The organism is Micromonospora arida, from assembly GCF_003857035.1.
Classification (GTDB): domain Bacteria; phylum Actinomycetota; class Actinomycetes; order Mycobacteriales; family Micromonosporaceae; genus Micromonospora; species Micromonospora arida.
The window spans coordinates 26617-51445 of sequence record NZ_QGSY01000212.1; the positions used below are offsets into that span (position 1 = coordinate 26617).

The 24829-nt window shown below is 69.2% G+C and carries 28 protein-coding genes; 19 read left to right on the forward strand and 9 right to left on the reverse strand.

What is annotated here, in order from left to right; genetic code table 11:
• Positions 1 to 110: 110 nt before the first annotated feature.
• The 4 genes from DLJ58_RS20130 to DLJ58_RS20145 are packed head-to-tail and all read left to right on the forward strand — an operon-like array spanning position 111 to position 3489.
• Entirely contained in the window at positions 111 to 1880 is a 1770-nt protein-coding gene (locus DLJ58_RS20130) for a proline--tRNA ligase (RefSeq protein WP_124858572.1), read from the forward strand.
• Between the two features lie 57 nt (positions 1881 to 1937).
• Positions 1938 to 2363, forward strand: coding sequence for a CBS domain-containing protein (locus DLJ58_RS20135; RefSeq protein ID WP_124858573.1), 426 nt, complete (start codon positions 1938 to 1940; stop codon positions 2361 to 2363).
• Between the two features lie 35 nt (positions 2364 to 2398).
• Complete coding sequence (locus tag DLJ58_RS20140; protein WP_124858574.1) at positions 2399 to 2827, forward strand: SufE family protein; 429 nt, start codon at positions 2399 to 2401, stop codon at positions 2825 to 2827.
• Positions 2828 to 2847: 20 nt separating this feature from the next.
• Positions 2848 to 3489, forward strand: coding sequence for a DsbA family oxidoreductase (locus DLJ58_RS20145; RefSeq protein ID WP_124858575.1), 642 nt, complete (start codon positions 2848 to 2850; stop codon positions 3487 to 3489).
• A gap of 74 nt (positions 3490 to 3563) precedes the next feature.
• On the opposite strand, the gene DLJ58_RS20150 is transcribed toward DLJ58_RS20145, so the two are convergent.
• The 5 genes from DLJ58_RS20150 to DLJ58_RS20170 all read right to left on the reverse strand — a co-directional run bounded on the left by DLJ58_RS20150 (position 3564) and on the right by DLJ58_RS20170 (position 6905).
• Positions 3564 to 4112, reverse strand: a complete 549-nt coding sequence (locus DLJ58_RS20150; protein WP_091396461.1) for a YbaK/EbsC family protein — start codon at positions 4110 to 4112, stop codon at positions 3564 to 3566.
• A 95-nt stretch (positions 4113 to 4207) separates the two neighbouring features.
• Complete coding sequence (locus DLJ58_RS20155) at positions 4208 to 4402, reverse strand: hypothetical protein (RefSeq protein WP_091396465.1); 195 nt, start codon at positions 4400 to 4402, stop codon at positions 4208 to 4210.
• Positions 4403 to 4491: 89 nt separating this feature from the next.
• A complete protein-coding gene (locus DLJ58_RS20160; RefSeq protein ID WP_124858576.1) occupies positions 4492 to 5145 on the reverse strand; it encodes a GAP family protein in 654 nt (217 codons plus the stop codon).
• Positions 5146 to 5196: 51 nt separating this feature from the next.
• Positions 5197 to 6585 carry an MFS transporter gene (locus DLJ58_RS20165; protein WP_124858577.1) on the reverse strand — a complete coding sequence of 463 codons (1389 nt, stop codon included), beginning with the start codon at positions 6583 to 6585 and terminating at the stop codon, positions 5197 to 5199.
• Positions 6586 to 6644: 59 nt separating this feature from the next.
• Entirely contained in the window at positions 6645 to 6905 is a 261-nt protein-coding gene (locus DLJ58_RS20170) for a hypothetical protein (RefSeq protein ID WP_124858578.1), read from the reverse strand.
• Between the two features lie 218 nt (positions 6906 to 7123).
• On the opposite strand from DLJ58_RS20170, the gene DLJ58_RS20175 reads away from it, so the two are divergent.
• Entirely contained in the window at positions 7124 to 11590 is a 4467-nt protein-coding gene (locus DLJ58_RS20175; RefSeq protein WP_124858579.1) for an HAD-IC family P-type ATPase, read from the forward strand.
• A 78-nt stretch (positions 11591 to 11668) separates the two neighbouring features.
• On the opposite strand, the gene DLJ58_RS20180 is transcribed toward DLJ58_RS20175, so the two are convergent.
• The gene (locus tag DLJ58_RS20180; protein ID WP_124858580.1) at positions 11669 to 11995 is read right to left on the reverse strand and encodes a zinc finger domain-containing protein; all 327 of its coding nucleotides are present in this window, start codon (positions 11993 to 11995) and stop codon (positions 11669 to 11671) included.
• Between the two features lie 460 nt (positions 11996 to 12455).
• Here DLJ58_RS20180 and DLJ58_RS20185 point away from each other — a divergent pair, with 460 nt between their 5' ends.
• Entirely contained in the window at positions 12456 to 12725 is a 270-nt protein-coding gene (locus tag DLJ58_RS20185; RefSeq protein WP_244219046.1) for a hypothetical protein, read from the forward strand.
• 112 nt (positions 12726 to 12837) lie between these two features.
• On the opposite strand, the gene DLJ58_RS20190 is transcribed toward DLJ58_RS20185, so the two are convergent.
• On the reverse strand, positions 12838 to 13770 hold the full coding sequence (locus DLJ58_RS20190; protein ID WP_244219047.1) for a GNAT family N-acetyltransferase: 933 nt from the start codon (positions 13768 to 13770) through the stop codon (positions 12838 to 12840).
• Between the two features lie 1097 nt (positions 13771 to 14867).
• On the opposite strand from DLJ58_RS20190, the gene DLJ58_RS20200 reads away from it, so the two are divergent.
• Positions 14868 to 16157, forward strand: a complete 1290-nt coding sequence (locus DLJ58_RS20200; protein WP_124858583.1) for a hypothetical protein — start codon at positions 14868 to 14870, stop codon at positions 16155 to 16157.
• A gap of 567 nt (positions 16158 to 16724) precedes the next feature.
• On the opposite strand, the gene DLJ58_RS20205 is transcribed toward DLJ58_RS20200, so the two are convergent.
• Both DLJ58_RS20205 and DLJ58_RS20210 read right to left on the reverse strand, forming a co-directional pair.
• On the reverse strand, positions 16725 to 17273 hold the full coding sequence (locus DLJ58_RS20205) for a phosphotransferase-like protein (RefSeq protein ID WP_124858584.1): 549 nt from the start codon (positions 17271 to 17273) through the stop codon (positions 16725 to 16727).
• Complete coding sequence (locus tag DLJ58_RS20210) at positions 17270 to 18124, reverse strand: GntR family transcriptional regulator (protein ID WP_124858585.1); 855 nt, start codon at positions 18122 to 18124, stop codon at positions 17270 to 17272. The genes DLJ58_RS20205 and DLJ58_RS20210 overlap by 4 nt, the downstream gene beginning before the upstream one ends.
• A 198-nt stretch (positions 18125 to 18322) precedes the next feature.
• Here DLJ58_RS20210 and DLJ58_RS20215 point away from each other — a divergent pair, with 198 nt between their 5' ends.
• The 12 genes from DLJ58_RS20215 to DLJ58_RS20270 all read left to right on the forward strand — a co-directional run.
• Entirely contained in the window at positions 18323 to 18640 is a 318-nt protein-coding gene (locus DLJ58_RS20215) for a hypothetical protein (protein ID WP_088951025.1), read from the forward strand.
• Between the two features lie 293 nt (positions 18641 to 18933).
• A complete protein-coding gene (locus DLJ58_RS20220; RefSeq protein ID WP_124858586.1) occupies positions 18934 to 19830 on the forward strand; it encodes a hypothetical protein in 897 nt (298 codons plus the stop codon).
• Between the two features lie 31 nt (positions 19831 to 19861).
• Positions 19862 to 20050: a hypothetical protein gene (locus DLJ58_RS20225; RefSeq protein ID WP_124858587.1), complete on the forward strand. Its 189-nt coding sequence runs from the start codon at positions 19862 to 19864 to the stop codon at positions 20048 to 20050.
• A gap of 62 nt (positions 20051 to 20112) precedes the next feature.
• The gene (locus tag DLJ58_RS20230) at positions 20113 to 20988 is read left to right on the forward strand and encodes an FtsK/SpoIIIE domain-containing protein (RefSeq protein ID WP_124858588.1); all 876 of its coding nucleotides are present in this window, start codon (positions 20113 to 20115) and stop codon (positions 20986 to 20988) included.
• The gene (locus tag DLJ58_RS20235; RefSeq protein WP_124858589.1) at positions 20985 to 21194 is read left to right on the forward strand and encodes a hypothetical protein; all 210 of its coding nucleotides are present in this window, start codon (positions 20985 to 20987) and stop codon (positions 21192 to 21194) included. Before DLJ58_RS20230 ends, DLJ58_RS20235 begins: the two co-directional genes overlap by 4 nt.
• 86 nt (positions 21195 to 21280) lie before the next feature.
• Complete coding sequence (locus DLJ58_RS20240; RefSeq protein ID WP_124858590.1) at positions 21281 to 21718, forward strand: DUF6197 family protein; 438 nt, start codon at positions 21281 to 21283, stop codon at positions 21716 to 21718.
• The gene (locus tag DLJ58_RS20245) at positions 21718 to 22020 is read left to right on the forward strand and encodes a hypothetical protein (RefSeq protein ID WP_124858591.1); all 303 of its coding nucleotides are present in this window, start codon (positions 21718 to 21720) and stop codon (positions 22018 to 22020) included. The genes DLJ58_RS20240 and DLJ58_RS20245 overlap by 1 nt, the downstream gene beginning before the upstream one ends.
• The gene (locus DLJ58_RS20250) at positions 22017 to 22427 is read left to right on the forward strand and encodes an RRQRL motif-containing zinc-binding protein (protein ID WP_124858592.1); all 411 of its coding nucleotides are present in this window, start codon (positions 22017 to 22019) and stop codon (positions 22425 to 22427) included. The genes DLJ58_RS20245 and DLJ58_RS20250 overlap by 4 nt, the downstream gene beginning before the upstream one ends.
• Complete coding sequence (locus DLJ58_RS20255; protein ID WP_124858593.1) at positions 22424 to 22714, forward strand: hypothetical protein; 291 nt, start codon at positions 22424 to 22426, stop codon at positions 22712 to 22714. The genes DLJ58_RS20250 and DLJ58_RS20255 overlap by 4 nt, the downstream gene beginning before the upstream one ends.
• A complete protein-coding gene (locus DLJ58_RS20260; RefSeq protein ID WP_124858594.1) occupies positions 22701 to 23558 on the forward strand; it encodes a DUF2637 domain-containing protein in 858 nt (285 codons plus the stop codon). Before DLJ58_RS20255 ends, DLJ58_RS20260 begins: the two co-directional genes overlap by 14 nt.
• The gene (locus DLJ58_RS20265; RefSeq protein WP_124858595.1) at positions 23555 to 23818 is read left to right on the forward strand and encodes a hypothetical protein; all 264 of its coding nucleotides are present in this window, start codon (positions 23555 to 23557) and stop codon (positions 23816 to 23818) included. Before DLJ58_RS20260 ends, DLJ58_RS20265 begins: the two co-directional genes overlap by 4 nt.
• The coding region (locus DLJ58_RS20270) for a replication initiator (RefSeq protein WP_425271331.1) at positions 23818 to 24829 on the forward strand (1012 nt) is incomplete at its 3' end. The genes DLJ58_RS20265 and DLJ58_RS20270, both read left to right, overlap by 1 nt.

Genomic DNA, 24829 nt, shown 5'->3' on the forward strand with positions numbered 1-24829 from the left:
CACGCTGGTCTCCGGTGGTTGCCGCCCAGGGCGCCAACATCCGACAGTGACGCCCCGCTTCGGACCGAATTGGATCGCCGGGCCGGGCACGTCCGCTCTAGGCTGCGCGAATGCTGCTACGCATGTCGACCCTGTTGCTGCGGACCCTGCGCGAGGATCCGGCCGACGCGGAGGTGCCGAGCCACCGGCTGCTGCTGCGCGCCGGCTACATCCGTCGGGCCGCACCGGGCGGCTACACCTGGCTGCCGCTGGGCAAGCTGGTGCTGGATCGGATCACCGAGGTGGTGCGGGGCGAGCTGCTGGCGATCGGCGACCAGGAGGTGCACTTTCCGGCGCTGCTGCCCGCCGAGCCGTACCGCACCAGCGGCCGGTGGACGGAGTACGGCGACGACATCTTCACCCTCGCCGACCGGCGTGGTGCCGAGCACCTGTTGGCACCCACCCACGAGGAGATGGCGGCGCTGCTGGTCAAGGACCTGTTCACCTCGTACCGGGACTTCCCGGTGACGCTGTTCCAGGTGCAGACGAAGTTCCGCGACGAGGCTCGGCCGCGTGCCGGCTTGCTGCGTGGCCGGGAGTTCCTGATGAAGGACGCGTACTCCTTCGACCTGGACGAGGCGGGGCTGCGGGAGGCGTACGGGCGGCATCGCGCCGCGTACCAGCGGATCTTCGACCGGTTGGGGCTGGACTACACGGTGGTGCGGGCGATGTCCGGCGCGATGGGCGGCTCCGCGTCGGAGGAGTTCCTGGCGGCGACGCCGGTCGGCGAGGACACCTTCGTCGGCTGCACCTCCTGCGACTTCGCGGCGAACACCGAGGCGGTGGCCACCCGGGTTCCGAGCGCCGGCGACCCGAGCGCGCAGCCGGCCGTCGAGGTGCACGACACCCCGGAGACTCCGACGATCGCGAGCCTGGTGGAGTTGGCCAACGCGCGCCGGTTGGGCGGTCGGGACGGCTGGACCGCCGCCGACACCCTGAAGAACGTCGTGTTGTCCGTTCGTCAGCCGGGTGCCGACCGGGCCGAGCTCCTGGTCGTCGGGCTGCCCGGTGACCGGGAGGTCGACCTGAAGCGGGCCGGTGCCGCACTGCACCCGGCACAGGTGACCGTCTTCGAGGAGTGGGCCGATCATCCGGAGCTGGTTCGCGGCTACATCGGCCCGCAACTGCTCGACAAGCTGGGCATCCGCTACCTGGTCGACCCTCGGGTGGTGACCGGGTCTGCCTGGCTGACCGGGGCGAACGAGCCGGGCCGACACGCGACCGACGTGGTGTGCGGACGGGACTTCACCCCCGACGGCACCATCGAGGCGGCCGACGTCCGCGCCGGCGACCCCTGTCCGGAGTGCGAGGCGGGCGAGCTGACCATCCGGCGGGGCATCGAGATCGGGCACATCTTCCAGCTCGGCCGCCGCTTCACCGACGCCTTCGCGGTCGACGTGCTCGGGCCGGCCGGCAAGCCGGTCCGGCCGACCATGGGCTGCTACGGCATCGGGGTCTCCCGGGCGGTTGCGGCCGTCGCCGAGCAGCACCACGACGACCGGGGACTGGTCTGGCCGGCGGCGGTCGCGCCGTGTGACGTACACCTGGTGGTTGCGGGCAAGGGCCCGCAGCTCGACGCGGCGCTGGAGCTCGGCGGGCGTCTCGCCGCCGCCGGCCTGCGGGTGCTGGTCGACGACCGCACGCACGTCTCGGCCGGGGTCAAGTTCACCGACGCCGAGCTGATCGGCATCCCCCGGGCCGTCGTGGTCGGTCGCCGGCTCGCCGACGGGTACGTCGAGCTGCGTGAGCGGGCCGGTGACGGGCGCACCGAGTTGCCGCTGGACGGTCTGGTGGATCGACTCGTCCACGAGGTACGCCAGGAACGTGCGAGCCTGGTGTAGCTGTCGCGTCACGGGGTAGTGCAGTCGGATCGGGTGGAAACGTCTTCGGAGGCTCTCATGACCGGTTACCGGGTCAGTGACGTGATGACCAAGCAGGTCGTGTACCTGCCGGCCGAGACCACCCTGGACGAGGCGGCCAGGGTGATGAAGGAGGCCGACATCGGTGATGTGGTGGTCACCGACGGCGCGAGCCTCGCCGGCATGCTCACCGACCGGGACATCGTGGTGCGGGCCGTGGCGGAGAACAGCTCCCCTGCGGCCACCACCATCGGCTCGATCATCACCCGCGAGGTCGTCATGATCGAGCAACACTGCACGGCGGGTGAGGCGGCGGCGCTCATGCGGGAGCGGGGCATCCGACGCGTGCTGGTCTGTGACAGTGACCGCAAGCTGGTGGGGATCGTCTCGCTCGGCGACCTGGCCATGCAGCTCGACCCCAGCAGCGCGCTCAGCGAGATCAGCGAGCAGTCGCCCACCGTGTGACCGGGGCCCCGGCACGACGGCGGTAGCCTCGACGCATGGCTGACATGCCGGCCCGACTGGCCGAGATCGTCGACGAGTTCGCCGCCGCGCCGCGCGACCTGGTGCTGGAGATGCTCCTGGAGTACGCGGACGTCATCCCGGCGCTGCCGGAGGGCGCCGCGGAGCGCGAGGGCATGGAACAGGTGCCCGAGTGTCAGACGGCGTTCTTCCTGCGCGCCCGGGTGACTCCGGAAGGCACCGTGGAGACGCTCTTCGACTGCCCCCCGGAGGCACCCACCACCCGGGCGTTCGCCGGGATCCTCGCCGAAGGGCTGGCGGGGGCGAGCGCCGAGCAGGTGCTGGCCGTGCCGGACGACCTCTACCAGCGAATGGGGCTGGCCCAGGCGATCAGCCCGCTGCGGATTCGCGGCGGCACGGCGATCCTTGGCCGTCTCAAGCGGCAGATCCGGGAACAACTCGGCTGACCGCGAGGTTGGCACCGATCATGGAGATCGAGATCTACGCGGACGTCATCTGCCCGTGGTGCTACATCGGCAAGCGCCGCCTGGATCAGGCCCTCGCCAGCTACGAGGGTGAGGTGACGGTCCGCTACCGGCCGTTCCAGCTCGACCCGTCGCCGGTGCCGCAGCCCCAGCCTCTGGTGGAGGCGCTGGCCGGCAAGTTCGGCGGCCCGGAGCGCGCCCGGCAGATGGTCGACCACGTGACCCAGGTCGCGGCGGCCGACGGGCTGCGGCTCGACTACGACCGCGCGGTGATCGCCAACACCTTCGAGGCGCACCGGCTGGTCTCCTGGGCGACTGACCAGGGCAGGGCGGCCGAGATGGTGGAGGCGCTCTACCAGGCGCACTTCAACCACGGGGTCGACGTCGGCTCGCGGGATGCGCTTGCCACCCTGGCCGGTGAGATCGGGCTGGACGCGGCCGACGCGCGCCGGTTCCTCGACTCCGACGAGCGCGTCGCCGACGTCGCCGCCGACCTGGCCGCCGCCCGGGATCTGGGCATCACCAGCGTGCCGACCTTCGTGCTGGCCGCAAAGTACGCGGTCTCCGGTGCGCAGGAGGTGCAGACGCTGCTCGCCGCGCTGGCCGAGGTCGAGCAGCGCGAGTCCGCAGCGCACTCACACTGAGTCACCGACCGCCGAGCGTCCGGCATCGATGATCACGATGTTTCACGTGCAACAACATCGATGCCGATGCCTGGTCAGACTGGCCTGGCCAGCCCTTCCACCACCTGGGCTCCGGGCAGCGCGCCCAACGCCGGCCCCGGCAGCGCTATCTTGCTGTGCCGTACGCCGGACCCGACGATCACGTGCGGTGTGGCGATGACCCGCGCGTCCACCAGGATCGGCCACTGCGCCGGCAGCCCGATCGGGGTGATGCCGCCGTACTCCATGCCGGTCAGCTCGACAGCGTCGTCCATCGGGGCGAAGCTCGCCTTGCGGACGTCCAGCGCCCGGCGGGCCACCCCGTTCACGTCGGCCCGCGTGGTGGCCAGGATGATGCAGGCCGCGTAGCGCACCACGCCCTCGCGCTTGCCCGCCACCACGACACAGTTGGCCGACACGTCCAGCCCCACCTCGTACGCCGCGCAGAACGCCGCGGTGTCGGCGAGGTCGGCGTCGATCGGCGCGACCAGCACGTCGTTGACGTCCACCGGCGCGTCGGCCGGCCACTGCGCGATGGCCTCCGCGACCGGCGGGGCGAGCAGATCCAGGCGGGCGCGGGCCGGTTCGGTCTTCAGCGTTCCCATCACGGGTGCGATCCTCGCATCCGCGACGCTGAACCGCCCAGCGGCTCCCCGACCCCCCGGCGACGCCACCGGGCCGGGCCGGATCGATCCGGCGCTCAACTGCCGGCGAGGAAGGCGTTGTCGCGCATGAAGGAGCGGTCGCGGGAGGCCGCCAACTCCTCCTCGCGCTGGGCCTTGGCCCGTTGCAGCTCCAGATCCTCGAACGCGTGCCGGACACCCAGCCGGATCACGCCGTAGAGGAAGACGAAGCCGAAGACGTAGAGGATCACAGTGGTGACGACAGCGAACATGGCGTCACGGTAAGACGAACGTGAACCGTTGTTGCTCTCATTTCCGGCCGGTTCCCCCGTACGTGTCGGCCAGGTGGTCGGGCGGCGGCTCACCTCGACCGGATCAGGTCCAACACGGTGAGCAGCGCGAAGAACGCGATCACGATCTCGTTGACGATCCAGGCATGCCCCTCGGCCCACTTCCGCATCCGGGTCAGCACCCGCGAGGCTCTGCTCCCCAGCAGCAGCAACGCCAGCAGGGGCAGCGCGAGCAGGAGCACGGTGACCAACACGAACGGCGCCAGGTGCCACCACGGCAGATCGTGTCGGGCCACGCTCGCCCCGACGGTGGCCATGGTCAGGTCGTCGGTGGGCGTCGCCACGAAGAGCAGCCCACCCAGCCGCAGCGCCTGCGGCGGACCGGCGTGCTCGACGCTCCCCAGCCAGCGCGGCGGTCCGGAGCGGTCCCGGCGGACCCAGATCAGCACGGCCAGGATCACGAGCAGGGCCAGCACCACCAGGTCGATGGCAGGGCCGCGGTCGACCTTCCCTGCCACGGCGCTGGCGTCGGCGACCGCTCCACCGACCAGCTTGGCCAACAACCAGGCAACCGTCACCCCGGCGGCGACCACCAGCCCCGCGCCGGCGAGGAAGCCCAGCGACGCCGCCCGGGGCCGATCCGACGAGGCCAGGAAGACCGCCACCACCAACTGCGTCCCGGCGACCATGACCACGGCGAGCGGCAGCACGGTCAGGAAGTTCATCGAACGCCATCCTCCCGGCACGAGGAGGTGGAACGCGGCCGAATCCGCCGATCACCCGGCCGGTCGCACACCCCCGCCCACCACGACCCGGCCGGCGAGCAGCGCCCCGAGCAGCGCCAGTCCCGCGGTCACCGCGAGCGTCGTCGTGTAGCTGGCCGGGCCCGGCGCACTTCCCGCAGCCAGCACGGCCCCGGTCAGCGCGAGCACCGTCGCCGCGAAGAGGGAGTCGCTCAGTTGCAGTGACGAGCTGTTGCGGCCCTGCTCACCCGGCGCGGACAACTCAAGGGTGAGCACCGACAACGACGGATAGAGCAGCCCCATGCCCAGACCGGCGATCGCCCAACCGACCACAGCGACGGCCACCGGCAGTTCGGGCCGCACGGCCAGCGCCACCGTGGCGGTGCCGACCGTGATGCAGCTGAGCCCGGCACGCGGCAGGCTGGCCCGCGAGGCCGGCACCGGGATCCGGCCCTGCAACCAGGAGCCCGCCGACCAGGCCAGCGCGCCGACGGTGAGGACCAGCCCGGCCGCGGTCGGCGAGAGGCCCCGTTCCCGGGAGAGCATCAGCGGGATGACCACCTCGGCGCCGACGAAGGCCGCCGACGCCAGGCCACGCAGCCCCACCACGGTGGCCAACCCCCGCGCGGCCCGGAGGAACCCGGCCGGCAGCAGGCGCGGGGCGCAGACCAGCAGGCCGACCACGGCGAACGCAACCAGCACCAGGGCGGTGGCGCCGCGCTGCTGTCCCCCGATGTGCAGCAGTGCGGCACTCACCGCGGCCCCGCACGCCCAACCGATCCGCGCGGCCGCACCCGCCGGCGGGCTCGTTGCCGCACTTCGGCCCAGCGACCGCAGACCGGGATGGATCAGCAGCACCGCCGGCACGGCCACCGCCGGCACCGCCAGGAAAACCCACCGCCAGCCCAGGTACTGCACGATCAGGCCGGCAACCGCCGGCCCGACCAGCGACGGTACGACCCACGCCGCCGCGAACGCCGCGAAGATCCGCCGGTGCAGCTCCTGCGGGTACGCCTGCCCGACGATCACGTAGAGCGCCACCGAGAGCAGCCCGGAGCCGAAACCCTGCACGACCCGCCCGACGACCAGCGCGCTCATCACGGGGGCGGTCCCGGCGATCAGCAACCCGACCACGAACCAGGCGACGCCGTGCCACATCGGCCCCTTGGGACCCCGGGCGTCGCACCAGATGCCGGAGACCACCATGGCCAGCACACCGGTGGCGAACGGGCCACCGAACGCGATCCCGTAGAGCGCCAGCCCGTCGAGGCTGCGCGCGACGGTCGGCATCGCCGTACCGACCGCCAAGGCCTCGAACGCGAGGAGTGAGATCAGCGCGACGCTGCCCACCGTCATCGCGCGCAGCCGGGGCGCGAAGAGTCCCGGTGCGGCGGGTGTGGCGGTGACGACTGTGCTCGGCATCGACCGAGCATGCGACTTCAACCCTGATTCATGTCAACCGGCGGGTGACCCGGCTCTCGTCAGGCGTCTTGCAGCGCCCTCCCGACCCCGCGCGCCAGCCCGGAAAAATGCTGGTCTGCCAGCAGATGACCGGCGGTGATCACCACGGCGATCGGCCACTCGATGACCTGTAGCGCGGCGAGGACCCCGAGCCCGGCGTAGTAGACGACCTTGTCCGGTGGCGGCACCGCCACCTCACCCAGCATCGGCAGTTGCACCCGCCGGTTGTACATCTGGACGTTCTCCCGTGAGCCGTTGAGATGTCGCGTCAGCGTGCTCATGCCGGCCTCCCCATGTCCGGTGATGGTCGTCGGATTCCACGGCACACCCCGTCCATGCGCCAGCGACCGCGGAAAATTCCGCCGGTCAGGGGGCATATCGGATGGCAGGTCGGGAAGCCAGGCCGCCGGACGTGAGTGCGGTGGGAGGACGACATGGACAAGGTCAGGACGAGGGGCAACAGGGAGCCGGGCCGGCGCCCGTCCAGCCGTACGCCTCGATGACGGCGGCGGGTCGCGCTGCCGGCCGCATCCTGCCGTCCTTCGGCGTACCGCACCTGGTCGGCGAGGCGTCCCGGTCGGTCAGCTCGGTCGCGACCCGGCTGGCCCGGTCGGTCGGGCTCGCCCGGCGTGGGGTCTGGTCGCGGCCCGGTCGGCACCACATCGAGGTGCACGGCGTGTGCCAGGAGGGCGGCGACCAGCTCGCCCGGCAGGTGGAGGGCGCGCTGGAGCGGATGCCCGGGGTGGCCTGGGCCAGGGTGAACGCTCCCTCCGGGCGGGTGGTGGTGGCCGTGCAGGCCCCCGAACCGGATCTCGACGACCTCATCGCCACGATCAGCCGGGTCGAGCGGACCTGCGACCACGAGCCCGATCCGGAGATCCCACCCCCACATCCGCCGGAGGAAGGCCCGCACAATCCGCGCACCCTCGGCGCGCTCGCCTCGGACGCGCTGGGTCTGACCCTCTGGGCGGCCACCCGGATCCTGCCGTTCGCGCCGTTGCCCGGTGAGGTGGCCGGCCTGCTGTCGGCGGTCGACCTGCAGCCGAAGCTGCACGCGTTCCTCGGCAAGGCGTTGCGCTCCGACCCGCGCGCGGAGATTCTCTTTCCCCTGGCCGAGGCCGTCGTACAGGGCCTGGCCGGCCGCTGGACCGGCATCGTCGTCGACAGCGCCCAACGGCTCGTGGAGTGGGGCGAGGACCGGGCCCAGTTCTCCGCCTGGGAGAGCGCCGAACCGCGGTTGACCGGCGACCCCGAGCGTGCCGTCGCCCGGTGGCCGATAGCCGACCGTCCGCGGCCCAAGCCGCACGGCCCGGTCGAGCGGTACATCAACCGGGCCCTCGCCGCCGGTACGGCGGCGAGCGCGGCGGCATTGCCCTTCGCCGGACGCAAGCGGGCCGCCGCGCTGGGCCTGTCCGCGCTGCCGAAGGCGCCCGGCAGCGGACGCGAGGGGTACGGCGCCCAGCTCGGCCGGATGCTGGCCCGGCGCGGGGTGATCGCGATGGACCGCAGTGTGCTGCGGGAGTTGGACCGTATCGACACGCTCGTCCTGGACGCCTCGGTGCTCGGCTCGGACCGGGGCGTACTGGCCGATCTGGCGCCAGCGGCCGACGCGAACGTCGACCAGGTGGCCGAGCGGGCCTTCGCGTTGTTCGACCCGGACGACCCGGCTGCTTCCCGTACGGCGGACGGATGGCGGCTCGGGCCGCTGGACCAGATTCCCGCCCACGACCCGGACACCATTTCGGACGCGGAACGGCTGCGTTCGGCCGGCGGCCAACTCCTCGGCCTCGCCCACGGCGACCGGCTCGCCGCTCTGTTGCGGGTCGAGCCGGAACCCGCGCCCGGCGTCGACGGCCTGCCCGCCGCCGCCCGACATGCCGGCCTGCGGCTGGTCGTGGCCGGCGGCGACGAGCAGCGGTACGGCTTCGCCGACGCGATGCTGCCCGGCGGGGACCAGTTGGCCGAGTCGGTACGCGCGTTGCAGCGCGACGGCGCGGTGGTGATGCTGGTTTCCGCGGACCGGAAGGCGCTCGGCGCGTCCGACTGCGGTCTTGGTTTCGCCGCGCCGGAGGAGCTGCCGCCGTGGGGGGCGCATCTGCTGGTCGGTGCCGACCTGCGGGTGGTGGCGCTGGTGATCGAGGCGACCGGGGTGGCTCGGCGTACGGCCCAGCAGAACATCCGGCTGGCCATGGCCGGCACCGGTCTCGGGGCGCTGGGCGCGTTCACGGCCCCGCCGACCGAGCTGCCCGGCCGGTCGCTCGTCGCGGTCAACGGCGCGGCCGGGCTGGCCTTCGCCAACGGGGTCTGGCAGGCCCGCCGGTTGCACGACCATTCGGACACCCCTGCGCCGGTGGCAACCGCCTGGCACCTCATGCCGGTTGGCACAGTGCTCGACCACCTGCGCTCCACCCCGGACGGCCTGGCCGGCGCCGAAGCGCAACGCCGACACCACGGTCCCGGCGGAAACGGCAATGCCGGACCGGGGAGCGGAGGGCTGCTGCGTGCCTTCGTGGACGAGTTGTCCAACCCGCTCACCCCGGTGCTGGTGGCCGGGGCGGTGCTCTCCGCGTCGTTCGGATCGCTCGTCGACGCCGCGCTGGTGGGCAGCGTCGTCGGTGGTTCCGCCCTGATCGGGGCGGTGCACGAACGCAACACCGAACGGTCGCTCGCCGAACTCCTGTCCCGTTCGGCGGTGACCGCACGGGTCCGCCGCGACGGGGCCGAGCAGGTTCTCGCCGCCGAGGACCTGGTCCTCGGAGACGTCATCACCCTTGAGCCGGGCGACTCGGTGCCCGCCGACTGCCGGGTGCTCGAGTCGGTGGGTCTCGAGGCGGACGAGTCGTCGCTGACCGGCGAGTCGCTGCCGGTCGCCAAGTCCAACCGACCGGTGGTGGCCGCCGCCATCGCCGACCGACACTCGATGCTCTACGAGGGCACCACCGTCGCCGCCGGGCACGGCACTGCCGTGGTGGTGGCGACCGGCTCGGACACCGAATCCGGCCGCAGTCTCGCCCTGGTCAAGCAGGACCCGCCCGCCAGTGGAGTGGAAGCTCGGCTCGGCTCGTTGACCAGCGCCGCCATCCCATTGGCGGCCGGTTCCGCGGTGGCGGTGGCCGGCGCGGGCCTGCTTCGAGGCGTACCCCTGGCCGAAACGGCGGCGACCGCCGCGAACCTCGCCGTGGCGTCGGTGCCGGAAGGGCTGCCGTTCCTGGTCAGCGCGGCGCAGCTGGCCGCGGCCCGGCGGCTGGCCGAGCACGGCGCGTTGGTCCGCAACCCGCGCACCATCGAGGCGCTGGGCCGGGTGGACGTGCTCTGCTTCGACAAGACCGGCACCCTCACCGAGGGCCAGTTGCTGCTCGCCGGGGTCGGCGACAGCGCCGGCGACCGGTACGCCCCGCTGGACCGGTTGGACGACCGGCTGCGGATGACGCTGGCCGCGGCGCTGCGGGCCACCCCCGCCGCGAAGAATCCGGAGGAGTTGGCGTTGCAGACCGACCGGGCGGTCCGGCGGGGCGCCGGGGAGGCCGGGGTGGTGGAGCAGACCGGTGCCGCCGGGTGGCGGGCCGCCGGAGGGCTGCCGTTCGAGCCGTCCCGCGGCTACCACGCGAGCATCGGACAGACCGACGGTCACCTGTTGTTGAGCGTCAAGGGTGCTCCGGAGACGGTGCTGCCACGCTGCTCGTCCCGGCGCATGGACGGTCGTCAGGAGCCGCTGGACGACGCCGGCCGCGCGGAGCTGGAGCGGATGCTCGCCGACCGGGCCGGCGCGGGAAACCGGATCCTCGCCGTCGCGGAGTGCCCGGTGAACGACCCGAAGGTGACCGACTCCGACGTTCGAGGGCTGACCTTCGTGGGTTTCCTGGCCCTCGCGGACGGTGTCCGGGAGAGCGCAGCGCCAGCGGTACGCCGGATCCGGCAGGCCGGCGTGCACACCATCATGATCACTGGTGATCACCCGGCCACCGCCGAGGCGATCGCCGCCACCATCAGCGAGCACGACGAACAGCGGGTGGTCACCGCCGCTGAACTCGACCAACTGGACGACGACGCGCTCGCCGAGCGGTTGGCCAACACCGACGTGGTGGCCCGCTGCACCCCGGCGCACAAGGTGCGGATCATCCAGGGGTTGCAGAAGTGCGGGCGGACCGTGGCGATGACCGGCGACGGCGCCAACGACGCCCCGGCGATCCGGCTGGCCGACGTCGGCATCGCCCTCGGCCAACGGGGCACCCCGGCCGCCCGCGCCGCAGCCGACCTGGTGGTCACCGACGACCGGCTGGAGACCATCATCGCCACCCTGATCGAGGGGCGGGCCATGTGGTCGTCGGTGCGGCACGCGCTCAGCATCCTGGTCGGCGGCAACCTCGGCGAGATCGCGTTCAGTGTGCTCACCGCCGCGGCGACCGGCCGCTCCGCGCTCACCGGACGACAACTCCTGCTGGTCAACCTGCTCACCGACCTGGCGCCGGCGCTGGCCATCGCGGTTCGGCCACCCGCGTCGGACCGCACCGACGCGCTGCTGCGGGAGGGCCCGGACACGGCGCTCGGCGAGAGCCTCACCAGGGAGATCGGGCTGCGGGCGGCAGCCACCACGCTGGGCGCGACCGCGGGCTGGACGTTGGCCCGCTACACCGGACGCCGTCAGCGGGCCGGCACAGTCGCCCTGGTCTCCCTGGTCGGCACCCAACTCGGGCAGACCATCCTGGCCGGCGGCACCAGCCCGGCCGTACTGGCCTCCACGGCGGCGTCACTGGGCGTCCTGGTAGTGGTGGTGCAGACCCCGGGGGTGAGTCAGTTCTTCGGCTGCACCCCGCTCGGGCCGGTGGGCTGGACCATCGGGGCCGGGTCGGCGCTCGGCGCGACCTTCGCCAACGGCGCGCTCACGAAGCTGATGGAGCATGTGCCGCCGGCCCGGCCTCACACCACCACTGCGGACGGCGACGGCGCGAGCGGCTCCAGGGGCTGAGCATCGGGCGTTGCGCTCGGGCGGCGTTGCGGTCGGTGACGGGGGGCGGCCGGCGAAAAACCTGCCGCCCCCCGTTCTTCAGCCGAAGGGCTTGGGGAGCGGAACCTCGCCCCTCATCGCCTTCTCCGCCAATTCCGTTCGCTCCGGGTGGAGCCTGCTCTCGTCCAACGGGTGGCGAGGCGTGTTGATGCATTGTTGGCCGCTCTGGGCACTACAGATCGGACACCAGAGGAAGAGGCCGCCAGACGGCACCAGCTCGATGCCCTGGGCAAGAGCCGACTTGCCAATCTTGACGATGGCCTCGTACAGGCTGTTGTCGCGGTGCCGTGCCGCTGCGGCGGCCGCCTCCCGCATCCCGGCCCAGAACTGTTCGGTTGCATCCGGCTCGTCGATATTGATCTGCACATTCGAAGATGCCCGTCCTTGAGTGGCCCAAACCCTCATCAAACCGTCACTGGGATCCCGTTGGTGGTCCGTAAATCAGCCGACCCCTGACCCACCCGCATGCTCTGGAGGGCCCTTCAGCAGCGCCGGGAGGTGAGCCGCATGCCGACGGCTCACCGGGGTACCGGAGCGAGTCCATCCCGCTCACGCCACTCGCCTGACCGCACTGCCGGCTCCGGCGGTCGGGGCTCCGGCGGCTCCGGCGGCTCCGGCGGCCAGGGGCTCCGACAGCTCCGCGGTCAGATGACTTCCCGGGGGTTGTTGCGGTTTCTCCTACCCCGGTCGGCGCCTGCCACGCCGCCCGCTGTGTCGTCACCGTCGCCGGAGCGGAGAGGGCTCGCCGGCTAGCGTCACTGATCTGCATCGAAGCAATGTGGAGGCGAGGATGCCCGAACCAACTCGTGCGGTCGCCCTGGCGGCGTTGACCGAGCTGTGGGAGCAGGGATGCCCGATCGCCTCACCCGATGACCGAGAACGCCTCGTCAACATCGGCCTACGCCGCTGGCACAGCTTTCATCGGCGGCACCCTCGCATCCGCCAGCCTTCGCACGAGGCCAGGATTCGCGACCTGGTGCGCGGGTTGATCGAAGCAGTCGAACCCGAACCGGGCCTGGTCGGCCGGCTGGTCAAGGACTACGAGTGCGTCGCTGAAGCGATCGCCGCTGCCGCTGCCCCGCCGCGGCAGCCGTAAGTGCTGGTGGAGCCCAGTGGGCTCGAACCCCTCACCCCTGCCTTGCAAAGATCAAGACTGCTGTCGGTCGGCGTCTGCTAGTGCTGCAATGTGGGCACCGACCTTTCCTCCTCTAGGGCTGGACGTCGTTGGAAAGGTTGATCCGGATCCCCGTGTTGCGGTATCCGGCACGACCGAAAGCGGCCGCCATAGGCGCGTTGCCCATGTCGGTGGTGGCGGTAATGCGCGACTCCCCGTTGGTCGCGTGAAGGCGCGTGATCTCGGCGAGCACCTCGTCCACGTAGCCGCGCCCGCGGAACTCCGGCACCACCCCGAGATAGCCGACGTTCACGTTGTACTGAGTCGCGGAGGGAATCGCCATGCCCGCCACCTCGCCCTCGCGCGTGTAGGCGATCCGCCACCACTCCCGCTTGCCCGGCGCCCTGAGATAGAAATCCATCTCCTCGCGCGCGGTCGCGTCCACACCCTTGGCGGCCAGGTTCGCACGGGTCTGAGCATCCAGGCTGCCCTCGGCGATTCTCCTAAACACCGCGAGGAACTCCTCGTCGGAGGCCTCGGTGAACCGCAGCCTGCCGGCCGCGGGGGGCACCCCATCGGCGGGTGCCCACTCGAACTGCAGCCGCTCCACCTCCCGGGTGAGGCCCGCCGCGAGCGCCGCCGCCCGCCGCCACTCCACCGCGGCCGAGGTAGCCGGATCGTCACGCCAGCCACCGGTGACCTTGATCTGGTACTGCACCGGCTCCGGGAACCCGGCCAGCGCCGCCCTGATCAGCGCGGCGGCGACAGCGGCGCGGTCACCCACAGCAGGATCCACGTCGAGGCAGTCAAGCGCGGCCGGATACAGGCTGCCCTTCGGCCCCCACCACAATGCCCGTCCCACGACCTGGCCGTCGTGCTCGGCGATCCATGTCCATTCCGGCCGGTACATGTCCTCGGACAGTTCGGCCAGGTAACGGGCGGCGGGGATCCACTCAACGGGCTCGGTCACGATCCACGGGGTCACGCGGTCGAGGTCTGCGCGGGCGGCAGCGCGGTAGACGATCACGTGCAGAGGCTAGCGAAGCTCAGCCGGCCGACACCTACGGCCACGTTCTGCCGGCGCAGGCTCGTCAGACTGCCTCGGCCATTGACCGGATTATCGGCCAAGAGGGGACGGCGTGACCGGCTTGGCTGTACTCGGACCGAGATCAACCGAGTGAAGTGCTGGTGGAGCCCAGGGGACTCGAACCCCTAACCCGAGACGTAACAGAGAAGCCGGCCAAGACGGACGTACCGACGCGCTGGCCTGGCCTGCATCCCTCGGCAACTCTCGACGTTTCACACGCGTTCTCACCGTCGGCTGTGCCGAATCTGTGCCCGATGATCTTTAGCCGGTGCCCTGCATCCGGCAGAGGGTCCAACCGCGTATCGGCTAAGCGCACACAGCTTAGGAAGGGTTTAGCGTCCACCGGCGCATCCGGTGTCATAGCAGGGGTTCACCGAACATCTCGGCGGTGAGCATCCTTGATCATTCCGCGCATGTTCCGGATCTAGCTTGATGCCGTGCCAGGGGCGATCTCCGTGCAGCTTGCGCTCGCTTTCACGCCGACCATACGCTCTGAGCGGTCTGACACCCGAGCCGATACGCGTCAGGGAGGCGGTGCAGTGGGGCAGTGTTGGCTAACTCGATCGACTGCCGAGCTGGGCGAGTTTCCACTGACGGGGCGAGCCATGATTCTCGTCCAAGAGGCCTATCTGACCTACCCACCCTGCGAGCCGCCCCAGGATGAGCAAGGGATGTGCGTGCTCCTCGCGGCCGTCTACGAGAGTCAGCTCAACTTTCTCAAAGAGCGCGTAGAGGTGCTGGCCTACGTCAGGCAACCAGGCACTCCACGTAACGAGCCTGACTCCGTGATCTACGAGATCCGATACCGACCCGTGCCACGGTAACCTCTTCGTCCCGAAGGAGCCACCAGTCTGCGACGAGCTGCGCCAGCAGAATGCTGAGCTGTCCGGGCAGTCCACTGAAATCCACTGGTGTCCAGCGTTGTTCGCACCCGTCGTCACTCAGCTCGGGTGTCGGACGCTGAGGCGGCTGCATGTTACGCGGCTTGCCCTCGGTCGGTAGGTTGACCGATGAGAACCCGTGGGAGGTCTGCCAGGATGGCCAATGGATCATCGAGCGCTGGGAACCACTGGCTGTACCAGTGGATCGACGAATATGAAGCCAAGAGTGTGGCTGATGTTGCTGACCGGATGAAGAACGGTGGTGCTGCCTCTCGCCTCCAGGAGTTGGCCGCGAGGGGTCAGAACACCGAGGCCTCAGACATCCCCCTGAGCTTGACCGTCGTCGCCGGCCCAGGCTTGGAGCCTGAGGCGCCCGGCATGTGCGCGGACTACGAGTGCCAACAGCGGAACATTGACCTCAATTTCGGCAACGTCCTACACTATTTTGACTATGTCACAATGGAGGGGCCTTCGGCGAGATTGTACAATTCTCGCATTAACAATGCCTCTAAAAAGCGTGATTTCGAGTTGACGGAGTGGTTTCTAGGGCAAGACGTTTTACTGCTTAATCATATTCGCAATATTGGTCTTGCCGACTATGTCGTTTTCTCGCCAAAGGCTTGCTACTGTCGGCAGCATCTCAAAGAGAAGGCCAACGACATCGGGTTGGCCCATCTGGTTGACGACGAGATGGTGGAAGATCTGGCCAGGCTTGTTAGCCGAGAAGGCAACGTTCATCTTGTCCAGGATGGGCCACGCACCTGGTATGCCTCCATCCGTCACCCCTTATTCGACGGTCTTGCGGGCTCTCAAATCCGACAAAAGACTCGACCGAAGAAGACCGAAGCAGCCGCCTCCCTCATACGCAATTGGCTCTCTGCTGCCGTTATAGACGCGGCAACTGCCAGGGGCTTGGAGGCGCCGCTAGCTTCATTTGGTTCCACAAGTTTCTTCGACCGGATGCAAGCGGCCAACCCTGAGAAGATGTCAATCGATGACGTTGGTGCGCGAATCAAAATCCCTGCCCTGGTGGGCCTCTCCACAAAGTCGCTCATCGAGTTACGGAATAACGAATATCATCATTTTGAGAAGTTTCGGGGCGCATTAAGGGAAGCTATAGCCGAGACGATAGAGAAGTCGGAGTCCGACTCGCCTGACAGAGTAGCTGAAATGGTATGGCAAAGCAAAATACGGCCAGCGGTGGCTGATATTGAGAGAAAAATTGCCGCTAGTGATACGGCATTCCGCTTTAAGCTTGGTGCAGCCGTTGGCGTCGGTAGCATTGCCGCTGCCATTGGTTTAGTTGCTAGCCTCCCCTGGCTCATCGGCGTGGGCACGCTTGCGGCTGCAACGCCACTGCCGCAGTTCTTCAAGGCGACCGAGGATCGGCAGCAAATAAAGTCATCTGACATGTACTTCCTGTGGAAGGCTAAGCGAGCTCACTGAAGAACGCGACGAAGCCTTCCCGTCTGCCGCCGACCCGCCCTCCTGGGGAGCGGGCCGCCGCCCGGCCCGCCATGTCAAGACGGCCTTGACGCGCGGTCGGAGGCTGGCGGGTCGGGTGGTGGTCTGCTCGGCTCGCCCGGGTCGTCGGCTGGCGGGATGGCCCTGCGCAACCACCCACGGACCGCGACCCGCCGACGGACCCCCGGCCATCTCGGAGTCGTTGCGCCCCCGCCGGAGGCTCGGTAACCGCGACCAGCCCCGCCGCCGCGTCCCGCCGCGCGGACCCGGCGTGCCCTTCCCTGCACCGCGCCAATCGGGCGCGGCTCGGCCGGCTGCCAGCCCACGAACCTCAACCACCCCTGGCACTACCGTCAGCGGCGGCCCCTGGGCTTCCCGCTCTCCGCGCCAGCCGACGGGCGATGGCGTGGCTGGCCCCGACCGGCTAAGGGAGGGGTCAGACGCGCGCCCAGGCGGCGGCGCGTGCGGCCCGTCTCGGGCCGCCTTGAAGACGTACAGAAACTTTGCACAACATCGCCGGCAGTCCGGCCGCCACCGGCCCGGCTCTGACTAACCCGCGATTTGCGTCGACTGGCGCGATACGGCCTGGTGAATCCGCAGTGCCGCTTGATCCGGGGTGTGGGCCGCAGTGTCGATGCAGAGGTCGGCATCGTCGAGCGACTGGGTCTGATCCCATGCCCTCATACGGTCCTCTAGGTCTCCCGTGCCCCGGGCTCGGGCACGCTCCTCCGCTACCCTCCGGGGGCACCAGAGCGATACAACCGTCCAGTGCGTCGAGGGCTCAAAGGACCGAATGGCATCGACCGCTTCGACCTGGCCGAGGTGCACCACGGGAACGTGTCGCGCTAACTCGTCGATGACGCCCGGTCGGTCGACGGCGTAGACAGCGCCGTACCGGCGGTTCTCCCACAGCAACTGCCCTCTTGTGCGAAGAGCAGCTAGGTCCGTATCGGTTGTCATGCGATAGCCCTCTGTCCGCCCCGGTCCTACTTTCAGCCGCTGAAACAGCCTGTACCGAGAATCGAGCAGGCGAAGAGCTGCTGTGACCGTGTCCTTGCCCGACGCTGGCGGGCCGTACAGGATGATCCCCTGGTTCATGCGGGTTCCGTCCCGAGGATGGACTTAAGCACCTCGTTCGCCTGCTCCAATAGCGGATCTGCCGATACGCAGTTATCGATGAGGTAGTGCTCAGCGCTGGGTCGAAACGCTGTGTCAACCCCTGCCAGATACTCGGGCCAGCTCGCCAGCTTTGCGGCATCACGGGCTGCGCCGCGACGTCTGATGTACGTCTGCATCGTCTGCGCGTCGCAGTACACCCAGACCAGATGGACCCTGGCCTCCATTGAGGCGAACCGAGAATGCATCCGAGATACCCACAGGTCATCCCGAAGCTCTCTGACGAACGGGGCAGTGACGATCGCGCTATTGCCGCACTCGACGTTCTCCTCAGCGGCGTCCATCAGGGCCTCGTACTCACGTGGCCGAATCACGTTGAGATATGCCTCAGACTCGCGGTCGTGCGGCGAAAGCCCCATGACTTCTAGAGCTGCCTCCACTACCGGCCGCGTCAAGCTGTCCTTGTCGAGGATTGCCCAGCCAGTAGCACGGGCGAGGATGCGGCCGAGTTCAGTTTTTCCACTGCCGGCATACCCGCCAACGACGATCACGTTCGGCCGCCTGAGCCGGACGGGACTCCGTCGCTCCTGGTCGGGCAGCCGTACCACCCGCTTTGAACGCGACTTGCTGACCACCAGGCCCTGATCCGAGAGCACCCGCATGGCCTCGTTGATCGTGAACACGCTGACGTTCCACTGCGTTGCCATGTCGCGGCTCGAAGGCAGTGTGTCGCCGTCTTGCCAGACACCAGCAGTGATCTCGTTGCGTAGCTGGCGCGCGATCTGTTGATGAAGGCTCTCACTGCGGGAAAGCCGGGGGCGAGGGGAAGACATCCGGGTCCTCACTGCTAGGTCGTGGGCCTAGCACAAGCCTACCAGTTACCTAACAGACGCTCTGCCTGTTGACGCCGCGTTATGGGCGCTGTTCAGATGGCGCACACCTAACAGTTGCGCGGGTCACCATTCAACTGTTAGCTTCGATGCATCGAGCAGTCGTCCACTGGGGACGCGCTCAGACACAGGAGGTCTGTTGTGAAGCTGTACGTGGACACCACGAGCAAGCAGGTGACGGCGTCGAAGGACCCGGAGCCGAAGAACGACCAGAACGGCAATCAGAAGTCCGAGAAGAACACGGGCCGGCTCATGTGGTCCACCCAGGTCTTCGTGCTCGACGAGAACGGCGGGGAGGTCATCACCATCACCACGGCGGGAGAGAAGCCGAGCGTGAAGGTGGGCGACTTCCTGGCTGTCGAGCAGTTGGAGGCCATTCCGTGGGCGACCAACGGGCGTAACGGCGTCGCGTTCCGGGCGGTCTCGCTGAAGCCGAAGACTGGCTCTCCGGCCAAGTAGGTCCCTCGCACTGCTGTGCTGTGTGAGCCGCTGGTGTCCGTGGCTCGCGAAGCGGCCTGATGGTCCGCTGAACCCATCCACAACATCGGTCCGGGAGTGCTTCTGACTCCTACATTCCCGGCCTGGTCATCACCTGTGGTGGTGGCATCCCCGTAGAGCTGGCGCGGGGTCGGTCTGACTCCTACATCACCCGACCCCGTGCCTTCCAACTCATCCAACCCAACTTGCACTTGGGAGGACTCGTCGTGTCCAAGTCTAGCCCCCGCCGGTTCGCCGGCAGGTCAACCGGAACGGTGACGGTCATCGAGGCCAAGGTCCACCGTTCCTCCGCGCGTAACGCCCGCATGGCGTTCATCCTCACGGCGGTCATCGTCGGCCTTCTGTCGGCCGTGGTGGCCGCTTCCTCCATCCACCCGATCCTCGCCGTGTTCGTCGGCGCGCTGATCGGTATACCGACCGGTGGCCTCGTCTGGCTGCTCGTTCGGATCTGGCCGGTGATCCGGCTGCTGTGGTGGTGGACCCCGGAAACCATCCTCGGCGTGCTGCTGCTCACCGCGTGGGTGCAGCTCGCCAACCACACCCCGACCCTGGTGACCCTGATCGTGGTCGCCCTGGTCGTCGGCGTCCCCGCCGCCATCCGCCCGGTTCGCCGCCAGGTCATCGCGTGGACCTGGTGCCTCGTGGTGAGGCATCGGCTGCGTGTGTGCTTCGCGCAGTTCATCATCGCCAACCAGTCCGGCAGCCTGCCGCTGATCCTGTGGGCACGTCCCACCCCGGTTGGTGAGCGGGTCTGGGTCTACCTGCGTCCCGGCCTGTCCGAGAAGGACTTGGAGGGCCGTCTCGACAAGATCGCGGTGACCTGCCATGCCTCGACGGTGCTCATCGAGCGCGCTTCGGAGAACAACGCCGCCTACCTGCGGTTCGACATCAAACGCCGCGAGGTGCTGACCGCCCACGTCGGCTCCCCACTGGTCGACGTGATCGACCCGGCCGCCCCCGTCTCGGCATCGCCGCTGACGGTCCCCACCGCCCTGGACCTGCCGGACGTCACCGCTCCGACGATCACCCTGCCGGCTCAGGGCAAGCCCGCCGGCAAGAAGCCGGCCCCGGCTACTACGGCCAACGGCAGTAAGCCCGCGGCTTCGTCTGCGTCGTCCGTGGAAGACGACGACACCTCCGACTGGATCTGACCCCTGTCCGGTGCTTCTGAGGAGGACTCCGATGGACCGATCCGACTACATGTCGTGCCCGCGTAACTGCGGCGTCGACGTTCGCGAGCACAACTCGTCCGGCCTGGTCAACGGCCAGTGCGACACCGGCCCCGAGCTTCCGTTGCTCGATTCCGCTGGCTACCTGGCCTGCGGTTGCCACGGCTCGCAGAGCGAGCACACCTGTATCCCCTTCGACTGATCTCACTTCGACGGGCGCGGGATCTCCCGTGAGGTTCCGCGCCCACCTAAGGAGCGTTCTCCATGACCACCACGATTCCCACCACTGCTGAGGCGGTGCCGGTGGGTCCTGGCCTGTCGATGTTCAACCCGATCTTCATCGGGATCGACGAGTTCGGCCAACCCGTCTACCTGGACGTCATCTACCGCAACCTGCTCACCGCAGGCGAACCCGGCGGCGGTAAGTCCGGCCTCATCAACAACATCTGCGGCCACGCCGCCCTGTGCGACAACACCCGCCTCGTGCTCTTCGACGCCAAACTCGTCGAACTCGGCCCCTGGCGCGACCTGGCCGATGCGTTCATCGGCCCCGACATCGACCAGGGCATCGACGTGCTGCGTCGCCTCCTGGTCGTCGCCACCAACCGCTACGCCTGGCTCCTAGCGAACCGGCGCCGCAAGCTCGCCGACGGCGACGGCATGTCCGTCATCGTCACCATCATCGACGAACTCGCCATGTTCTCCACCGTCCTCGGCACCAAGCAGCAACAGGAAGAGTTCTCCACCCTTCTGCGAGGGCTCGTCTCCCTCGGTCGGGCCTGCGGTATGCCCGTCGTCGCCGCGACCCAGCGGCCGTCGTGGGACATCATCCCCGCCTCGTTGCGGGACCTGTTCGGCTACCGGGCCGCGTTCCGGTGCACCTCGCTGAACAGCTCGAACATCATCCTCGGTCAGGGCTGGGCCGAGCAGGGCTACACCGCCTCCGACATCTCACCCACCAACCAAGGCGCGGCCTACCTCCTAGCCGAAGGCGGCGTTCCCCGCCGCATCAAGGCCGCCTACCTCACCGACACCGACATCTACAACATCGCCGACTACGCCGCGTGGACTCGTCGGCCCGCCGGCACCAGCGCCAGCGTCCCGGCGGTCAACCCGACCGAATGGGAGATGGCGGCATGACCACCCGCGAGCGCACCTACGCCAAGGCCAACAACCAGCGGGCCGCCCAGTTCACCGAACTGTGGATCACCGGCAGTCCCGAGGACATCGCCGCCCTGGTCCAGGCCGTCGCCCGCAGCGGGCGACTGGTCTACCTCTCCGCACCCACCCGCGCACCGGGTGACGACAACCGGCACCGCCGCTACCTGCGGCTGCGCGCCCGCTAACCGGCCGACGGAACCGGCTCAAGCCCTGGAAAGCAGACCGGTTCCGCCGACCTCCCACCAAGCCCTTCTGAAAGGACGTGGCTGCCATGAAGGCTACCCAGAACCCACCCACCACAGCAGAGGTCACACCGGCCGATCTGCTGCGGATGGCTGCCCTCTACCTGCGCCGGCACGGCTGGCACCAGGGCACCTACTACGCCAAGAACCCCGACACCCTCACCCCGCCGGCCTGCGCCGCCGGGGCCATCGGCATCGCCTGCGCCGGACACACCGTCGAGCACTTCTCCCAGCTCGACCCCGACACCCTGGCCGACTACCTCGGCACCCTCGGCGCGTTCGTCGATTACCTCGACACGACCGCCCCGGTCTTCCTCATCGACGAGGGCGGCTACCTGCTCGATGAGCACACCTCCCCGTACTCGTGGAACGACGACCCGGCCCGCACCGCCGAGCAGGTCATTACCGCCCTGGAAGCGGCTGCCGACGAGTGGGACTCCCTGCACATCACGGGAGGCGAGAACTGATGAGCACTGTCAAGAAGCCCTTGACGCCACGTGTGCCTCGGCAGAAGCGCCGCACGGTCGTCGAGAACGACGAGTTCGCCGCGTTCGGCCGCCGGATCATCCGCGCCCACGGTCGCCGCGTCGCCACCGGCGATGTCGAAGCACTCCGCGACCTGGTCGCCCTCTCATCGGTCATCGACGACGCCATCGGTGAGGCCGTGATCGGCCTCCGCACGTTCGGCTACTCCTGGTCCGAGATCGGTTCCCGGCTCGGGATCTCCAAGCAGGCCGCCCAGCAGCGCTGGGGCGGTGACAAGCCATGACCGACCTACGCAGCGCCGACCTCGACAACCTGGCCGAGCGCACCGGCATCCGGGTCGAGTTCTACGACCCGCTCGGCACCCGCTACGGGTTCCCCACCTTCCCCTACCACGCCGCACCTTCCGGGCTGGCCACCCTGCGGCAGCTCCGCGCCGCCGGCCTTCGCCCCAACGGCCAAAACCCCATCGCGCAGATCTATTGGCGGCACCGCAACAACCGGCGAGTCGCCTACCTCTACCGCCTCGACATGGCCGCGCCCAAGCGCACCGCCACGCCCGCTCAACGGGAGGCCATTACCAAAGCGCTTCGTGCCCGCCGCACCTGCCGGATCTGCACCCAGGTCAAGCCCTACTACATCCCCCGCCGCTACGGCGAATGCCTCGACTGCCACGAAGGGAACCCGTCGTGAGCTTCAACCTGTCTGACTCCTGCCTGTGGTGCATCGAGCAGAACACCCCTACCGGCGTCCTCGACATCCTTGGACCGGTCTTCAGGCCCTGCCCCGTTTGCCTGCCCGTCTGCGGCATCTGCGAGGGCGACGGCCTGTTCCCGGCCGACTTCACCTGCATCCCCTGCTTCCTCAACAGACTGGCCGCCCTCGGCATACGGCCGCTGTTCTGCGTCGGTTGCTCAGGCGTCACCGACCTTGAAGAACTCGGCACCGTTCCGGAGGTGACTCCCCATGGCCACCACTGACCCCACTGCCGTCACCGAGCAGTTCGCCGCCGAGTACGCCCGCAACGCGGTGCCGACCATGCTCAAGGCGATCGGCTCCATCAAGCGGTACAACCGCTTCGTCCTGCTCGGTGCGCTGCTGACCAGCTACCTGCACCAGGCCCACTACCTGTGGACCCAGAACGCCGGCTACTTCGCCTACCTGGTCCCGCTGATCTTCGACGCCGCGATGGTGTCGATGCTGACCGTCGTCCGCACCTCTGGCATCGCCAAGGACGCCAAACGCGGAGCCATGGTCGTCTTCGCCGCCGCCGCCATGCTGTCGGCCACCATCAACTTCGCCTCCCCAGGCAGCCTCGGCCTACGCCTGGTCTTCGCCCTGGTCGTCGTCCTCGTCATCGGCGTCGAACTCGTCGCCGGACGCATCCGACCCGACTTCGCCGCCATCCAAGCCGAAGCCGCCGCCCTCCTCGCCGCCGTCAACGACCTCACCGAAACGACACCGGCCACCGAGCCGACCACCACCCCGACCGTCGACACCACCCCGGCCCCGACGTCGACCGTCGACACCTCGCCGGAGACTGCTCCGGTCGTCGACACCCCGCCGGCACCCTCGCCGGCCGCCATCACGGCACCCGCCTTCACCCCGATCCCGGTCGCCCGGCCCGAGGTCCCGGCGCACCTGATGCCCACCGCCCGCTTCGTCATCGGACGCCACGAACAGAGCACCGGCCGACCCATCACCATCGACGAACTCGCCGGCCTGCTGTCGGTCACCCCGGACATCGCCCGGGAACTGCTGCACACCATCACCGGCCACACCCCGGCCGTCAACGGCACCCCCGTCACGGGTGGTGCCCGATGACCATCCACGTCGTCGACATCGAGCAGGTCACCCACACCTGCCCCGCGTTCGCTGAGGCGCACCCTTACGACACCCGACGCACCGTCATCCACGTCATTCCCGGCGGACCCTGCCGGAACCCGGTCACGATCCGCTGCGGCGACACGACCGTCACGATCGCGTGCCACCGGCACGAACCGGCCGACCGCCAGTGCGGCGCCTGCCGCATCATCGTCACCCAACACACCATCACCAACCGACACCACGAGGTCGTCGGCTGATGGATTCGACGCTGGACCTCACACCCCGCGCTTCGGCCCGGGGTGTGGGCTCGAACGCCGACACCATTCCGTTCGTCGGCTACACCGCCGCCGGCTCCGCGTTCACCCGCGCCCAGCAACCCGACTACTTCGGCTGGCTCGAACACGTCCGCGCCGCCGCCGGCTGCACCCGCCCCATCCGCCTCGCCGGGCAGCTCCTCACCGTCGAACCCGCCACCGGCCGACTCCTCGACGCCCGACACACCGACGCCATGCCCGACGCCGCGATCTACAAGGCGTGCGGCAACCGACGCGCCACCGTCTGCCCCACCTGCGCTGGCGTCTACCAACGCGATGCCTACCAACTGCTGCGCGCCGGCCTCGTCGGCGGCAAAGGCGTCCCCGACACCGTCTCCCGACACCCGGCCGTGTTTGCCACCTTCACCGCCCCGTCCTTCGGCCCCGTGCACGTCCGCGCGGTCAAGCGGCACACCTGCGCCAACCGCAAACGCTGCGACTGCCGCCCTGACCCCTGCCACGCCCGCCGCAGCACCGACCCCACCGCCGGGCTCTGCGTCCACAGCCGCCCCGCCGTCTGCTGGGCACGCCACGAACCCGGGGACCAGGTGCTCGGGCAGCCGCTGTGCCTGGACTGCTACGACCACGATCACCAGGTCGTCTGGAACGTGTTCTCCGGCAAGCTGTGGCACCGCACCAAGCAAGCCGCGGAACGGTGGCTCGCCCAACTCGCCCGCCGACGCGGCATTCCGCCGGCCCGGATGGTCACGCCCTCCGGCAAGGTCCGCACGCTCGCCCCGGTTCGGCTGTCCCACGGCAAAGCCGCCGAGTTCCAAGCACGCGGAGCAGTCCACTTCCACGCCCTGGTGCGCCTCGACGGCGTCGACCCCACCGACCCCACCGCCGGGAACAGGTGGCAACGCAAGTTCGACTCGACCCGCTTCCGGGTTCACCGCCGCCGACCTCGACGACGCCATCCGCCAGCGTTCGGCGTAGTCCTGGAAGGTTACCGAC